Genomic DNA, 16,846 nt, shown 5'->3' on the forward strand with positions numbered 1-16,846 from the left:
AAGTGAAGGTAAAGAATGTTGAAGGGTGCAATCTAAATTTTCAGATAAAGTCATAAAAAAATGAGCGTATTTACATACACTCATTTTTACTACATTTTACTAATATTTGCTTAACTGACTGGCATTACCCATTAAGGGTGCTTTTTTATATAGCTTAAATTAACCCGCAGCAGCGTCAACTACTGGAATTTTGCCAATTTTCGCTTGCCAGATTTTTGGAGCAGTCGCATGTACAGATGTACCATTTACGTCAACTGCTACAGATACAGGCATATCTTTCACTACAAACTTGTAGATCGCTTCCATGCCCAAATCAGCAAATGCAACCACTTCAGCTTCACGGATTGCTTTAGATACGAGGTATGCAGCACCACCAACCGCCATGAGGTAAGTCGCTTTGTTGTCTTTAATTGCTTCAACAGCAGCAGGACCACGGTCCGCTTTACCAATCATGCCGTAAAGACCAGTTGCTTCTAATACCTGGCGAGTGAATTTATCCATACGAGTTGCAGTTGTTGGACCTGCAGGACCTACAACTTCATCACCCACTGGATCAACAGGACCTACGTAGTAGATAAATTTGCCTTTCAGATCAACAGGAAGTTCTTCACCGTTGTTCAGCATATCTACCATACGTTTGTGTGCAGCATCACGGCCAGTATAGATTGTACCGTTTAGAAGCAGCGTATCACCTGGTTTCCAAGAGTTCATTTCTTCTTGAGTGATGTTGTCGAGGTCAACACGTTTAGAAGATGAAGAATCCCAAGTAACTGATGGGTAGTCTTCAAGGCTTGGTGCTTGAATATGCGCAACGCCTGAACCATCAAGTGTGAAGTGTGCGTGACGGGTTGCAGCACAGTTCGGGATCATGCCGACTGGTTTGCCCGCAGCGTGACAAGGGTAATCTTTGATCTTGATGTCTAGAACAGTGGTTAAACCGCCAAGACCTTGAGCACCAATGCCCAATGCGTTTACTTTCTCAAAGATTTCGATACGAAGTTCTTCAAGTTTGCTTTGTGGACCACGACGAAGCAATTCGTCCATGTTGATCTCTTCCATCAATGCTTCTTTGGCAAGCATCATGGCTTTTTCAGCAGTACCACCAATACCGATACCCAGCATACCAGGAGGACACCAGCCTGCACCCATAGTTGGAACAGTTTTTAATACCCAGTCCACGATTGAATCAGACGGGTTCAACATTGCCAGTTTAGATTTGTTTTCTGAACCGCCACCCTTAGCAGCAACAGTGATGTCTACTTTGCTACCTGGAACAAGTTTGTGATAGATCACAGCAGGCGTGTTGTCTTTGGTGTTCTTACGGCCAAAAGCAGGGTCAGCCAGTACAGATGCACGAAGTACGTTAGAGTTTTCAAGATAACCTTGGCGTACACCTTCGTTGATCGCATCGTCCAGGCTCATGGTTAAATCAAATTTAACGTCCATGCCCACTTCAACAAATACGTTGACGATACCAGTATCCTGGCAGATAGGGCGGTGGCCTTCTGCACACATGCGTGAGTTAATTAAGATTTGCGCGATCGCATCTTTCGCAGCTTTGTTCTCTTCACGGTCGTACGCACGGCTCATCGCTTGGATGAAGTCTTGTGGATGATAGTAAGAAATGAACTGAAGCGCATCTTTAACCGATGTGATCAAGTCATCTTGCTTGATAATAGTTGTCATACAAATATCTCTTGAGCGGGCTGTTAGCTAGCGGGCTAAATTATAAGACAAATGAATCCGGTTGTGGGCGTTTTGCAGGGACATTGGCCAAAAGTTTATAGTTTAAGCAATAAGGAAAATTACTTTGGCTGAAAGATTGGTTAAAAATGACAGGTTTTTGTCATATTTACTGTCATATTTCAGCTTAAAATTTATTGGAATATAATTAAATATATTCTAAATATATGATTTTTATTAATTAATTAAAATTATGAAAATTTCATCATTGTCATATAACTGTCATAAAACTTTTACATAATGCGCTTATCAAATGAATGATGAGTTTTCTTTATGACCCTGACTAGTGTATTGATGGTAATTGCTTTTAGTCTTTATATCGCTGCTACTTGGTTCTACGGCCAGAAAGAAGATCAAGCTTAAGCTTTATCTTCTTTTTTACATTTTAAGAGCTAAAAAATTAGCCTATCTTCAAATCTTCAAATCTTCAAATCTTCAAATCTTCAAATCTTCAAATCTTCAAATCTTCAAATCTTCAAATCTTCAAATCTTCAAATCTTCAAATCTTCAAATCTTCAAATCTTCAAATCTTCAAATTACCTTAATAAAAAAACAATATTTCAATCATCTTGGCCTTGCCACAACACGCCTGTGACACAGTTATTTTTCTTCATTACATTATTAACCCAGAAAAACCCAAAGCCTGAAAACCCTTACACACAGCCAATTTTTTAGGGCTTAGACTGAGGTCTCTCAACTTCTATAAATAGGGCAATTGGAATGAGTAACTTTAATACAAATGACATCAAAGAACATGCTTCAGTAATTGCTTCAGATGGTACTCAAGTTGGTAAAGTGGATCATTTAGAAGGTCAGGACAAGATTAAATTGACAAGAAGTGATGACGAGAATAATGAGCATCATCTGATTCCGGTCAGCTGGGTAAGCGAAGTGAAAGATGACAGCGTGATCTTGAATAAAACAGCAGAAGATGTGCACAAAGAATGGACCACGGTATAAGCATGATCGTTGCCTGACTTGTTCTGGTTTGGCTTAAATAGTCAAACTGGATGCAAGCTTAAATAGGCACTCTGATCTGTTAAAGTGGTAAATGCCAGCCTGTTCGGCTGGCATTTATTTTGTATCATCAATCTTTTTATTTTAGTTTTATTTACTCATAGCGCGGATTACGAACCTGCATAATTTTTTGAGCTAGACGATCTGTAGATGATAGAACGCCTAATGATTACTGAGAAAACTTATAAATAGATCAATAAAAAAACCACCCGATCTTTTGACCGGATGGTTGTGGAGTAAGTAAAGAAAATTAACTAGCTTGCTGATCTGCCTGAATCGCAGTTAAGGCTATAGTAAATACAATGTCATCGACCAGCGCACCACGTGACAGGTCATTCACCGGCTTGTTCAAGCCTTGCAGCATCGGACCGACACTCACGACATTTGCCGCACGTTGTACCGCTTTATAAGTGGTGTTACCAGTATTTAGATCAGGGAAGATAAACACATTGGCACGACCAGCGACTTGTGAATCTGGTGCTTTCTGACGCCCTACACTTTCAACTGAAGCGGCATCGTATTGCAGTGGACCATCAATCAACAGATCAGGACGACGCTGTTTCGCAATCTCAGTCGCTTTCGCCACTTTTTCTACGTCTGCACCTGTGCCTGAAGTCCCGGTAGAGTAAGAAATCATGGCAATACGTGGATCAATGCCAAAGGCTTTTGCAGAGTCAGCAGACTGAATTGCAATTTCAGCCAGTTGTTCAGCATCCGGATCTGGATTAATCGCACAGTCACCATAAACATAGACCTCATCTGGCAGCAGCATAAAGAACACAGAAGAAACCAGTGAATATTCAGGCGCTGTCTTGATCAACTGGAAAGCAGGACGAACGGTATTGGCAGTCGTATGTACTGCACCAGAAACCAGACCATCCACCTGATCAAGTGCCAGCATCATGGTACCGAGTACGACAGTATCCTGTAGCTGTTCACGCGCCTGCAATTCATTGATTTTGCCTTTACGCAGTTCAACCATTTTTTCCACATAATTCTCGCGAATCAGGTCTGGATCAATAATTTCAAGATCGTGCGGTAATTCAATATTGCGTGCTTTAGCAACTTCAACCACTTCTTCCGGTTTTGCCAGCAAGATACAGTACGCAATCCCACGAGATTGACAGATCGCAGCCGCCTGAATGGTACGTGGCTCATCACCTTCCGGAAGCACAATACGTTTTTTCGCAGTAATCGATTTTTGTACCAGTTCATGACGGAATGCAGAAGGAGACAGACGTGGCTTATAAGAACCATTGATTAGCTGTGCAATCCATTCTTCATTTAAATGACTGGACACAAAACGAGTGACCTGTTCAGCACGTTCAGTATCATCACATGGAATTTCATTGCTTAAATTGGCCAGACTTTGGGCAGTTTCAAAAGTGCTAAGTGGCGTATGCAGAATAGGCAGACCATGTTTAATCGCTGTCTGGCAGAACTCCAGTACAGCCGAATTTGGCTCATAATGTTCAGTCAGTACCAGACCTGCCAATGGAATGCCATTGCTGCTCGCTAAGCTACTTGCCAGCAAGACATCAATACGGTCTGATGCACTAATAATCAGTTCGCCAGCTACAAATTTATGCAATTCATGTTCAATGTTGGACGCAATTAAACTGCTGTGTAAGACACGGCGCTGTTTTGCTTCACCCAAGTTCACCCAGTCTGCTGAAATATGCGCTGCCAGGTCAGAAATACGTGGCACACTTAAAGTATTACTGAATGGAACCAGACCAATGACTGGAAGCTTTTCAGACCCAATATGGGCATGAGTTTTCTGAATAGCTGCTATAAATTTGTTGGTATCACTAATCAGACGTAAACTAGGATCAATGGTCACCGGGATCTGTGCAGAATCTTCCGGTAAGCCTTTGGTGCGCATAAACAATACGCCAGCCATACGAGTAGAAGAGGACCCACCCAAATAACGTAATTGGCTTTCAACTTTTTCAGCTGCCACTTCAGGCTGGTTGATATCAGCATTGCTGACAATGATGACTTTGGCATCGAGTGCCTGCGCCAAGGCTGCATTAAAGCTTGGCGCGAAGGTATCGCGGCTATTGGGCACCAAACCTTCAACAATAATCAGGTCGTGATTTTTGGCAATCTCACGATGCAGGCGTACTGCATCTTCAAGCAATTCATCTGTTTCACCAAGATTAAAGCGCTGAATCAGACTTTCATAAGCAATCGGTTCAACGGTTTCACTTTGGGATAAATGACGATAGAGTGCTGTAGTGCGATCTGTATCCTGACTTTTTTCCTGTGAAAAAGGTTTCACAAAGCCTGCCTTTACCCCTTGGCATTCTAAAGCATATACCAAACCTAAACAGGCTGAAGTTAAGCCAACGCCTTCCCCGGTCGGCACCAATAAAATCGTTTTCATAAGTAATATCAGTCGCGCAATAATAGAAATTAGGTAAAAGGGAACCGGGCTTGCTTATGCAAGCGCAGCTTCAGGTTCAGACTTTTTTGCAGTGGCTTGCTCCACTTCATTCTCTACCACAGAATGAGTTTCTTTCGCGATTCGGCCTTCTTCATCAGTCGGAACTACCCAGATTTGTGGGCCTGTACCATTATCGATCCGGCCTTCAGTACCGCGCTTCAAACTGCTATTAGCGTCTTTATCCAGGTTGAAACCGAAATGTGGTAAATAAGCCATAGTTTTTTCACGGATATAAGCCGAGTTTTCACCAATACCACCGGTAAAGAACAGACCATCAATACGTGGCAGACCACAGCTTAAAGCAGCTAAAGATTTCGCCAGACGGTAGCAGAATACTTCAATCGCAAGAGTCGCATCTTCATTGCCTTGTTCTGAGGCTTCAATCAGAGTACGCATGTCATTAGACAGGTTGTCAGATAAACCAAGCAAGCCACTTTCTTTGTTGAGCATCTTGTCAATTTTATATACATCCCAGCCTAAGTTTGCAGCCAGGAAGCTATGCAAACTTGGATCAACATCACCACTACGAGTTCCCATCACCACACCTTCAAGTGGCGTCAGACCCATTGAGGTATCTACACTTTGGCCATTCCACACCGCACAGGTCGAACTACCATTACCGAGATGCGCTGTTAACCAGCCACCTTGCTTAAAGCTGCCCGCAAGTTCAGAACCGCGATCGGACACATAAGCATGGCTGGTGCCATGGAAACCATAACGACGTACGCCATATTCGGTATAAAGGAATTTAGGCAGGGCATAACGGTAAGCATATGCCGGCATGGTTTGATGGAAAGCAGTGTCGAATACTGCGACTTGTGGCAAGTCTGGGAATAAACGTTTAGTCGCTTCGATCCCGATCAGGTGAGCCGGGTTGTGCAAAGGCGCAAGTGGAGTTGCTTCGCGAATTTTTTCAATAATCTCGTCAGTAATTAGTTCAGCTTTGGTCAGGCTGCCGCCATGTACCACACGGTGACCAATCGCATCCGGCTTGTAGTTCGCCAGACGCTCTAAACCTACTTCTAACGCTTTTTTATGATCTGCAAAAGGAATATGAATATCGACTGGTTCATTGCCGACAGTCACACCTTTAATACGGGCATTTTCTGTGCCTAAGTTCTCAGCTAAGCCGTGAATACGGAAATTCTTTTCTTCAAGCAATAGGGCAAACTTGATTGAAGAAGAGCCACAATTAATAACTAATACTGATTTAGACACGATTGTTTACCCGATTCTAATTAAAATTCTCATCCATTTCGTTGACCTGTCTGCTGGCAAAAGCGACACAAGATAGGTCTGTGATCATGTTTTAACATGGGTTTTTTTACTGTCCTAGATAGACTTTAGCCGATTAGACTTAAGCATTATCGACCACAGCGACAATAATAATTAAAATTTATCAGTTCATAGTTTTCATTTATAAATAAAATACTGCTAAAAAATGATCTATTAAACTGTAGCTTATATTTCTTAAAAATAATGTTTATTTATTCTATCTTTTAGGTATGGATATGAAGAAATTATATGCAATTTTATAAAGGCTGCATATTTACTTGAGCATGTCTTTTATTCATTCAATGCATAAAAAATCAGCCTTGCGAACAAGGCTGATTTTATTATCTATTTACTGGCGAATCTGACCATCACCGAAGACTACCCATTTCTGGGAAGTCAGGCCTTCTAGGCCAACCGGGCCGCGGGCATGAATCTTATCCGTCGAAATACCGATTTCCGCTCCTAGGCCATATTCGAAGCCGTCAGCAAAGCGGGTAGAGGCATTGATCATGACTGAACTCGAATCTACACCAGCTAAAAATTCACGAGCGATACTGTAATTTTCAGTGATGATTGAATCGGTATGATGCGAGCCATATTTATTGATATGTTCAATGGCTTCCTCAACACCCGATACGATTTTAACTGCCAGAATCGGACCTAGATACTCGGTGTACCAATCTTCTTCTGTTGCGGCAACTACCTGATTGCCCAAGATACGCTGGGTTTCACGACAACCACGAAGCTCTACCTGTTTTTCCTGATACAGCTCAGCAATTCGAGGCAGGAAATCTTCAGCAACTTTTTCATCAACCAGCAAAGTTTCCATGGCATTACATACGCCATAACGATGGGTTTTGGCATTCAAAGCAATGGGTAGGGCTTTGAGCAGATCAGCCTGTGCTTCGACATAGACATGACAATTCCCGTCCAGATGTTTAATCACAGGTACACGCGCTTCTTCAGTAATGCGTTCAATTAAGCCTTTACCACCACGCGGTACGATCACATCGACATATTCAGTCAGGGTAATCAGCTGGCCAACCGCAGCACGGTCAGTCGTATTGATCACCTGAACTGACGCTTCAGGTAAGCCTGCCACTTTTAAGCCATGCTGGATGGCAGTCGCAATGGCCTGGTTAGATTCCAGAGCTTCTGAACCGCCACGCAGAATAATCGCATTTCCAGATTTCAATGCCAGTGAAGCAGCTTCCAGAGTTACATTGGGACGTGATTCATAAATCATACCCACTACGCCCAAAGGCACACGCATCTTGCCAAGCTGAATGCCTGTAGGACGATAAGCCATATCGGTGATTTCACCAATTGGATCTTTCAGGCTGATCACATCTTTCAGGCCCTGTAACATACCTTTAAATCGTGCGGGGTTGAGTTCTAAGCGATCAAGCAGGGCACTGTCCAGATTGTTCTGGTGAGCTTTATTCATATCAATCTGGTTAGCAGCCAGAATAGCAGCCTGACTGTTTTCTAAAGCGGTATAAATTGCTGACAATGCACTGTTTTTAGTTTGGGTAGACGCACGAGCCAAAATGCGAGAAGCCTGGCGTGCCTGCTGTCCTACCGTTTGCATGTATTGTTCAATAGACTCTTGCATAGCGGTTCAATCACTTAGAAATTTCACTTTGATATTAACAGTCTGATGCCGGACAATGAAGCCCAACACTTAAAAATCATAAGCTTTTCACTGTTTCTAAACATTTTGAAATTGTTTTATCTTTAAAAGCAGATAAGTGGTTGTAGAATCAGTTGCTTGTGAAAAGCCGCTCTGTATAGAATGAAATGTAGCGACATAGATGTCATTGATATAATTACTACAGCGCAGGATGCGTGTTCAGGATAATCGGAATAATCCTGAAGCATAAAATCTGTAAATAATGACTTGCACAATAAAAATAAGGCAAGGACGGAGGAAAGGAATATGAATTCCATTATCCAGATGGATGCCCAGGCATTGGACCAACATAGCCATTACGGTTTTTTTGATCTTTATGATAAGCACAGTTTTAAGCAACCAGCACGTACGACATGGATCGATGGCTGGAAAATCGAGTATATGGCCATTGCGCGTCCTGATACTTTGCATATGCGCCCAATGGTGATTATTGGGGGAGCTTTTCAGAACTTTAATTCTTACAAATATTGTGTAGAACAGTTATTTGATGCGGGACCTATTATTTTAATTGATTTACCTTCCATGGGGGCCAACCAGCAAATTACTAACGTTGATACCGGCTTATCCGCAGGAACACTTGAACTTGAAGATCTGGCAGCGATGCTAGGCCAATGGCTGGAGCAGATGCAACTGCCTAAGGTGGCTATTCTGGGAATGTCTCTGGGTTCAGTGGTGGCTTCCTGTCTGGCAGATCAGCGTCCTGAACTGGTAGACCGTATGATTTTAATGGGTGTGATGCAAAAGACCCGCAAAAGCTGGCGCATGCTGCTGGAAGAATCTCTGCATTTAATGAAAGAACAGCGCATGGATGAATTCGGCCAAGCGGTGATTCTGTATCTGGTCAATCATGCACGTTTAAAAGAAACCCGCATGTCGCCAACAGCAAAACGGCTGTTTTTTAAACAGATGTCCGAGTTTACTGCGACTGAGCAGGACCGCTATGATATCAACTGTAACCGTCTGTTACGACTGACCAATGTGCCAATTCCTCAATGCAAAGTTTTGGTGGCTTGTGGGCAATATGATAGCTTTACCTTGCCACATGAAAATGCCAATTTTGCCCTGCAATGTCCAAACATGCAGTATGTGCAGATTGCTTCTGCAGATCATGTGCCTCAGTTACAGCGCCGTAAAGAAACCATGCATCTATTTGCAACTTTCCTGCGTGATGAACCGGTTGATCAGCTCGAAGGTATTATCCCGTTCACCCGTGAACAGATGCAGCAGATCGAACGACGTGGTGAAGAACGGATTACGGTTCAGGATCCACAGCGTTATTTAAGTCATCGCCATTCTGATCTGGTGCTCAAGGCAGAAATTGTCGATATGAATTTCTTTGGAGTATTGCTGGAATTGGAGCCTGGATTAACCGATCAGGCAGCCGCATATCCACGTGATCTGGCTTTACATTTGGAAGATGAAGAAGGCGAGTTTAAGATCGAATGTTTAATCTTCGAGCATGATGGCACTCAGTTACGTGCTTTGTTCAAGCATGGCAGTTTTGATGTAGCAGAGCGTTTACTACGTTTTGTCCAGAAAGAGAAAGCACTTCAACAGGCTGAAGTATTCGATGCAGTCATCTAAACAATAAAATTCATAAAAAAAACAGCGTGATTAAACGCTGTTTTTTTTCACCGCATGAATCATCCAGACCAAATCGCCTAGATGTTCATCCTGTTCATAATGAGGATTCTGCTGTCGAGGTTCTGCAAAATAACGTTGTGGCTGTTCGACCTCCACCTGCATAAACCCAGCTTGCTGAAAAAACTGCTGTAGTTCTTGAGGTGATTTAAAATGAAAGGTAAATGCACTGCGTGACATGAATTTTAGCAGACGGCTACAAGCCCAGATAAAGCTTGCCAGTTTATTTTTGACCGGTTCAGGATAAATATCACTAAGATAATGCACTTCACTGAAACCTTGACCATATTCGTTAATACCTTTGAGCAAGGTAAACAGCATTTTTTGATCAAAGTAATTGATCAGGCCTTCACTAATAATGACTAAAGGCTGCTGCGGGTCAAAGACTTTAAAAATATTCGCCAGTTCTGCACTAAAAATATCGCCGCTCAATACTTCCGGGGCATCCTGATCAATCTGCTGCAAAGCATTAGTTTTGATCTTGGCCATATCGGGCAGATCCAATTCCCGATAATTAATCCCGGGAAATTTCTGTCTAAAATTCCAGCTGCGTGGAGAAAGACCGCTGGCAATTTCCAGTACCTGTAATTGAGGATATTCACTAATTAACTGACCTAAGTGTTCGTCAATCATTTGATGACGCTGTTTCAGGGTGGTGCGCATACTGCCACCTACATGACGCTCAGCCCATGACTCCAATGGATGAACCAGTTTGGCAAGGAATTTACCTTTAGAGGTGGCAAATACCGGATGTGAAATCCCCATTTTGTACCAGATATAGCCGGTATAGTGTGCAGTAAAAGAAATATGGCGATGTTGTGAAAGAGATTCTGTCATGTCGTCCTGACCTTATTGTTGTTTTAATTCAATGCTGCTCATCAATATAGCAGTCTTTTCAACATGATAATAAAAAAGGAACACCTTGTCGTGTTCCTTTGTCGTATTCAGATCATTTAAAAATTACAGAACCTGATCTTTAAACTGGCTGATTTCATCACGGATCTGGCGCCATTCATCTCCAATATCCAGTTCAGTGCCGATCTGAATCTCTGGAATTTTTCCGCGCATGCGTTCCAGGCGCTGCTGATTGGGCAATGGCAGATCCTGAATACCCTCAAGTGCAATACACTGTGCTGCGCGATCATTACAGACTAATCCCATATCACAACCTGCTTTTAATGCCGCCTGAATACGGGCATCAGCACCGCCAGCCACACAGGCAGCCTGCATGCTTAAATCATCCGAGAACAGTACGCCGTCGAAGCCAAGTTCTTGACGTAACACTTTCTGAATCCAGAATTCTGAGAAACCGGCTGGATTTGGATCAACCTGACTATAGATAACATGGGCAGGCATAAGCGCATCCAGTTGGGATTGTAACTGGATAAAAGTCTGCATATCCTTTTGCTGGATTTCTTCATAGCTGCGCATATCAATGGCAGCGGCCACATGCGAATCGGCCTTAACCGAACCATGTCCCGGGAAATGCTTACCGGTCGAAGCCATACCAGCACGTTTTATACCTTTCAGGAAAGCACCAGCTAGTGGAATAATATCCTGAATATTTCTGGCAAAGCTCCGGTCGCCAATTACATCGCTAATATCATTCAGATCCAGTACAGGCGCAAAACTGAAGTCAATTCCGACAGCCAGTACTTCAGTCGCCATCAACCAGCCACATTTCTCGGCCAGTTCCAGCGCTTTTTCACGATCCGTCTGATAAAGCTCACCAAATTTGCCCATGGCAGGCAGCAGGGTAAAGCCCTGTTTCAGGCGCTGTACCCGGCCACCTTCCTGATCCACCGCAATCAGAATATCTGGACGGACCTGACGCATATGATCAGTCAAAGCGCGGACTTGGGCAGGAGATTCAATATTGCGACCGAATAAAATTACACCACCGACTTGTGGTGCACCCAAGAGTTCAATATCTTCTTGAGTAAGGGTAGTGCCTGCGATGTCGAGCATCAATGCGCCAATCATATGCGGAATCCATTTTAGAATTTTCGGGGAAAACAATACCTGAATTCTGCAATGATTTGCTACACTTTGTCAGCACAGAATATGATAAAACTACACGACATAAACATATTAAGTTGTTTAAGATGCTGAATACTTTAAGTTCTGCTCGAAAAGCAACACGGTCAAATTGGTCTTGAGGCCAAGGAAGTACGAATTATTTATGAAATTTCAAACAATAGCTTGTGCAGTTGCGATTGCGACAGGCGGATTATTTTTTACCCATGTGGTGAATGATGCAATTGCAGCTGATGGTAAAGAAGTAGTCAGCAAAGCAGTGCTTCAACCTTCTCAAGAACAGGCATTGGTATCCCGACAACTGGCAACTCTCGTTGATCGCCAACATTATTTGAATATGCGTCTGGATGCTCAGACTTCACAGCGTATCTTTGATTTTTATATTGATAGTCTGGATGCAGATCACAGTCTTTTTCTGGCATCTGAAATAGAAGATTATAAAAAACGCTATGGCGCTACTTTCGGTGCCAATCTGAAAGCCGGCAATTTGTCTGGCCCTTATGAAATTCATGCGCAGTATCGTGAGCGTTTAGCCCAGTTCTATACCTTTATGCTGGAAGAACTGAAAAAACCGCAAAACCTGAATCAGAAGAATGTATATATTGAAACGGATCGCGAAAAAGCGCCATTCTTTAAAACTCAGGCTGAACAACGTGCTCACTGGTCAAAAATGCTGGTTTCTCAGCTGATTAACCTGACGATCAGTAAGGAAGAAGAGCAAGCTAAGCAGAATGCACTCAAAGCCAATCCAGAACTGGCAAATGGCCAGGATCTGACTGGGCCGGAAGATTTAACACCTGCTCAAACTCTGACTAAGCGTTATACCCGTCAGTTAGAACGTCTCAGCCGGATCAAGAGCGATGATGTACTGGACAAAACCCTCAACGCGATGATGCTGACTTATGATCCGCACAGTAATTATTTCCCGCCTGTAGATGCGATGGAGCTGAACCGTCAGACTACATTGCAGCTGGAAGGGATTGGAGTGTCGATTCGTCCGGAACGTGGTAATGAAGATTACACCAAGATTGAAACCATTGTAGAAGGTGGGCCTGCCAGCAAATCAGGACAGGTAAAATCAGGTGACCGTATTGTTGGCGTTGCTCAAGACGGCGAACAGATGGTTGATGTAATCGGCTGGCCGAGCAATGAAATTGTTGGCCTGATTCGTGGTAAGCGCGGCACCAAAGTAACGCTGAAGTTATTAGGCCCGGGTGCGACCATGGGACAGGCGCGTAATGTTAGTCTTGTACGTGATGTGATTCAGGAAGAAGATGCCGGGGTTAGAACCCGTACCGTTGAAATCCAGCGTGATGGTAAAAAATATCAATATGGTGTGATTGAAATTCCATCTTTCTATCTGAACTATCGTGCCCGTCGTGCGGGTAACGACTACCGTTCCGTATCAGAAGATACCAATAAGGCCCTGAAAGAGCTGGCTGCGAAGAATGTTGCCGGTATTATTGTAGACTTGCGCAATAACCCGGGTGGTTCACTTGAAGAAGTGGCACGTATGCTGGGACAGGTGATCAAGTCAGGTCCTGTGGTTCAGATTCGTGATGGTAACGGTAATGTCAGCGTCTTTGAAGATGATGATGGTGGTGCACAAACTTATGCCGGTCCATTGGCAGTAATGGTGAACCTGGCTTCTGCATCTGCAAGTGAAATTTATTCAGCAGCAATTCAGGATTATGAACGCGGTATCGTGATTGGTAGTACCACAACAGGTAAAGGAACTGCGCAGGTTCAGCTAGATAGCTTGGCACATGGTCAGGCAACGCTGACTCAGCGTAAGTTCTACCGTGTGACGGGGGGTAGTACCCAAAACAAGGGCGTGATTCCGGATATCAAGCTGGTCGATATCTATAACGAAGAGTTTGGTGAACGTAAGGCTAAAAATGCCCTAGAGTGGGATACGATTCCAACTGCGCCATTTAAACGTGAAGGTGTGGTACAAAAATATGTACCGGAACTGGCCAAGTTATCTCAACAGCGTGTCGCTCAGAATCCTCAATTCAAGTATCTGGAACAGCGTACAGCGGCTATGAAAAAAGTCGAAGACCAAAAACGTGTAGTTCTGGATCTGGAACAGCGTAAAGCTGAGTTGCTGGATATCGAGCGTAAAGCTTTAGAAGCTGAAAATGCCCGCCGTGCTGCAACCGGCTTAAAACCTTATCCAAACTGGGAAAGTTATCAGGCATCTCTGGATGCCATGGTTGAAGCCCGGGCGAAAATGAAAGCCAAAGAACGTCCGGCATTACCGGAAGAAGAAGCTTTTGTGCTGGAAGCCGCACATGTCTTGGCTGACTATGCTCAAGTACAGTCAAAACAGTAACTTTAACATAAAGTAATATAAGTTCTAAAAACAGCCTATTTCGATAGGCTGTTTTTTTGTGCAAATAAAATGCAATATCAATTAAATATAAAGTGCTATGTAACTAAATAAAAAAGAAAAATTTGTGATTTATGTCGAATAAAAAAGCTGGAATATTAAATTTAATCAATTGATAAAATCTCAAAGACTTCTAATATATAAGCTGAATTTTTTATTTTATCGATTCAGGGCAATTTTAAACTCCACTCCAGCTACTGAAGAGATAAAAATATTGCAATAAATTTTGTATATAGCTTCAAGTTTGAAGCAGTCGGGATGAACTCTGAAAAGAGTATTTTATTTTTTATAGGGCGTAAATTTAGCGGGGAATCGTGCGAATACAGCTGCGCAATAAAATAAAAATGATCGCCCAGATGGAACATTTTATATGATTCATGCTCATCATGATGTCAGTCTGCTCATTGGATCGATGGCTGTGGCATTTATTGCCTGCTATTTGACGCTTACGCTTGAGCAGATGCTATTTCGTAATGTATCGCTAAGGTTGAAAACCCTTATTTTACTGTTCAGCGGTGGCTTGCTGGGGCTAGCAATCTGGGGAATGCATTATGTCGGCATGACGGCAGCTCATTTTCCTGATGCTTATGATATAGATACTGCACTCACCTTAAGTTCTTATGTGATTGGCTTTGTGGGAGCAACCTTTGCCATCTGGCTCACCACCCGTAAAACTTTGCCTTGTGCCCGTCTGATTCTAGGGGCTGTCCTGATGGGGCTGGGTATGTCAGGAATGCACTATGTGGGCATGCTGGGCCTGAATGTTAAAAATCATGTGACTGCCTATCACCCTTTATTAATGATCTGTTCGATTCTGATTGCGACAAGTGGGGCTGGACTCAGTTTCTGGGTGGCATTCAAATATCGACAGGCAGTGCAAAGTACGATCCGGATGAAGCTCGTGGTCGCAAGTATGCTCACGTTGACCATTGTCGGGATGCATTATACGGGAATGGCGGCACTCAGTTTTTATGAAAATGCCCATCCATTGAGCAAGATCAGTCATTCCCACTATGACTTGCTATTTTCAGTCATCCTGATTAGTTGTCTGGTACTGGTGACTGCATTTGGCGTAGCCATGCTGGAGTTACGCTTTGAATCACGTAACCGTCAGCTGATGCTGGCCAATAAAGAGCTGGCGAATCAGGCGATTCAGGATAATCTCACCAAACTGCCAAACCGTTTATATCTGGTCAAATATGCACAATTGCTGTTTTCTGGCCGGCAGCAAGATGCTCAGCATGAAATCGCTTTTTTATATATTGATTTGGATCGCTTTAAAGCCGTGAATGATGTGTTTGGCCATCACGTTGGGGATCAGCTACTGATTCAGCTGGCTTATCGTATTCATCAAATTCTGGGAGATGATTCCAAACTGCTGCGTATCGGTGGCGATGAATTTCTGCTGGTGCTGGAAAATACTACAGTAGAACAGGCCTCGAAAATATCAGAAAAGATTCTGGAACTGATTCAGGAAAGTTTCCAGATCAGTGGCAAGACCATCAATATCTCGGGCAGTATCGGGATCGCCATGTATCCGAAGCATGGCCAGAATCTGCAGGATCTGCTGATCAATGCAGATGCCGCCATGTTGACTTCCAAGTATCAGGGACGGAATACCTATTCTGTTTTTAATTTCTCGACCGATCAGCATGAAAGCAAAAGCCAGAGTAAACTGATCAATGATCTGTATAAGGCAGTAGAAGAACAGCAATTTATCTTGGTTTATCAGCCAAAATTTACCCATGATGAGCAGATCTGTGGTGTAGAAGCGCTAATCCGCTGGAAGCACCCATTGCATGGTTTGCTGGGTCCGAATATGTTTATTCCCGGAGCAGAAAAAACCGGTTTGATTATTCCGATGGGCTACTGGGCTCTAGAGCAGGCCTGCAAACAGATTCAGCTCTGGGAAGCTGATCATGCTGATTTTTTCCCAATCGGCGTCAATTTATCTGCGGTTCAGTTTGAGCATAAGCATCTGATCAGCACACTGGAACAACTTCTGAATCAATATAAAATTGATCCTCAACATTTGATGATCGAGATTACCGAATCGACTGCCATGCATCATATTGATTCGAGTATCCGGACTTTGCAGCAGTTGCGTCAAATGGGCATCCAGTTGGCGATTGATGATTTTGGTACCGGGCATTCTAGCTTCCTGTATTTAAAAAACCTGCCTGTCGATGAGCTGAAAATTGACAAGGAATTTATTCAGGGTCTGAGTGCAGGTTCCAAGGAAGAAATGATTCTTGAAAGTATTATTCAGCTGGCCATTAAACTCGGTTTAAAAGTGACAGCTGAAGGAATTGAAACTGTGCAGCAGGCAGAAATTTTAACCCGTTTGGGCTGTCAGCAGATGCAGGGCTATCTGCTGGGTAAACCGATGGATGTCGAGCAACTTGAAGCTAGGGCCTTTGTTTCTTGAACCCGGTAAATCACTATTTAGAATTTTTTATGATTAAACTAATCAATTGTAAATTATAAAATTTATGTGGTTATCGATTTATAATTTCTAGATTGGGTAGTGAATTAAATCCGTTAAATCGACGAGCCAAAAAAATATCAGTTCAACCAGAAAAGAGAATGGGAAACTGCG

10 protein-coding genes are annotated in these 16,846 nt (G+C 43.1%); 4 read left to right on the forward strand and 6 right to left on the reverse strand.

Features of this window, described 5'->3' with window-relative positions; translation table 11 throughout:
- Positions 1–159 precede the first annotated feature (159 nt).
- Positions 160–1,686: a fumarate hydratase gene (locus tag FTV18_RS07035; RefSeq protein WP_159124561.1), complete on the reverse strand. Its 1,527-nt coding sequence runs from the start codon at positions 1,684–1,686 to the stop codon at positions 160–162.
- A gap of 777 nt (positions 1,687–2,463) precedes the next feature.
- Here FTV18_RS07035 and FTV18_RS07040 point away from each other — a divergent pair.
- Positions 2,464–2,703, forward strand: a complete 240-nt coding sequence (locus FTV18_RS07040) for a DUF2171 domain-containing protein (protein WP_166136309.1) — start codon at positions 2,464–2,466, stop codon at positions 2,701–2,703.
- Positions 2,704–3,010: 307 nt separating this feature from the next.
- Here the strand turns inward: FTV18_RS07040 and pta are convergent, their stop codons facing one another.
- From pta to FTV18_RS07055, 3 genes are all read right to left on the reverse strand, one after another.
- Positions 3,011–5,149 carry a phosphate acetyltransferase gene (pta, locus tag FTV18_RS07045; RefSeq protein WP_180017231.1) on the reverse strand — a complete coding sequence of 713 codons (2,139 nt, stop codon included), beginning with the start codon at positions 5,147–5,149 and terminating at the stop codon, positions 3,011–3,013.
- Positions 5,150–5,203: 54 nt separating this feature from the next.
- Positions 5,204–6,427, reverse strand: a complete 1,224-nt coding sequence (locus FTV18_RS07050) for an acetate kinase (protein ID WP_180017229.1) — start codon at positions 6,425–6,427, stop codon at positions 5,204–5,206.
- A 406-nt stretch (positions 6,428–6,833) separates the two neighbouring features.
- Positions 6,834–8,099 (reverse strand): glutamate-5-semialdehyde dehydrogenase, encoded by a 1,266-nt coding sequence (locus FTV18_RS07055; RefSeq protein WP_034703231.1) that lies wholly within the window; start codon positions 8,097–8,099, stop codon positions 6,834–6,836.
- A gap of 324 nt (positions 8,100–8,423) precedes the next feature.
- Between FTV18_RS07055 and FTV18_RS07060 the strand changes: the two genes are divergently transcribed.
- On the forward strand, positions 8,424–9,761 hold the full coding sequence (locus FTV18_RS07060) for an alpha/beta fold hydrolase (RefSeq protein ID WP_180017227.1): 1,338 nt from the start codon (positions 8,424–8,426) through the stop codon (positions 9,759–9,761).
- A gap of 30 nt (positions 9,762–9,791) precedes the next feature.
- Here the strand turns inward: FTV18_RS07060 and FTV18_RS07065 are convergent, their stop codons facing one another.
- Together FTV18_RS07065 and nagZ are read right to left on the reverse strand one after the other, a co-directional pair.
- Complete coding sequence (locus FTV18_RS07065) at positions 9,792–10,655, reverse strand: class I SAM-dependent methyltransferase (protein WP_180017224.1); 864 nt, start codon at positions 10,653–10,655, stop codon at positions 9,792–9,794.
- A 123-nt stretch (positions 10,656–10,778) separates the two neighbouring features.
- On the reverse strand, positions 10,779–11,801 hold the full coding sequence (nagZ, locus tag FTV18_RS07070; protein ID WP_180017222.1) for a beta-N-acetylhexosaminidase: 1,023 nt from the start codon (positions 11,799–11,801) through the stop codon (positions 10,779–10,781).
- A gap of 199 nt (positions 11,802–12,000) precedes the next feature.
- Here nagZ and FTV18_RS07075 point away from each other — a divergent pair, with 199 nt between their 5' ends.
- Positions 12,001–14,190, forward strand: a complete 2,190-nt coding sequence (locus tag FTV18_RS07075; RefSeq protein ID WP_180017220.1) for a carboxy terminal-processing peptidase — start codon at positions 12,001–12,003, stop codon at positions 14,188–14,190.
- Positions 14,191–14,617: 427 nt separating this feature from the next.
- A complete protein-coding gene (locus FTV18_RS07080; protein WP_180017218.1) occupies positions 14,618–16,675 on the forward strand; it encodes an EAL domain-containing protein in 2,058 nt (685 codons plus the stop codon).
- Positions 16,676–16,846: the final 171 nt, after the last annotated feature.

Origin of the sequence: Acinetobacter sp. YH12241 (assembly GCF_013417535.1) — a bacterium.
Taxonomy (GTDB): domain Bacteria; phylum Pseudomonadota; class Gammaproteobacteria; order Pseudomonadales; family Moraxellaceae; genus Acinetobacter.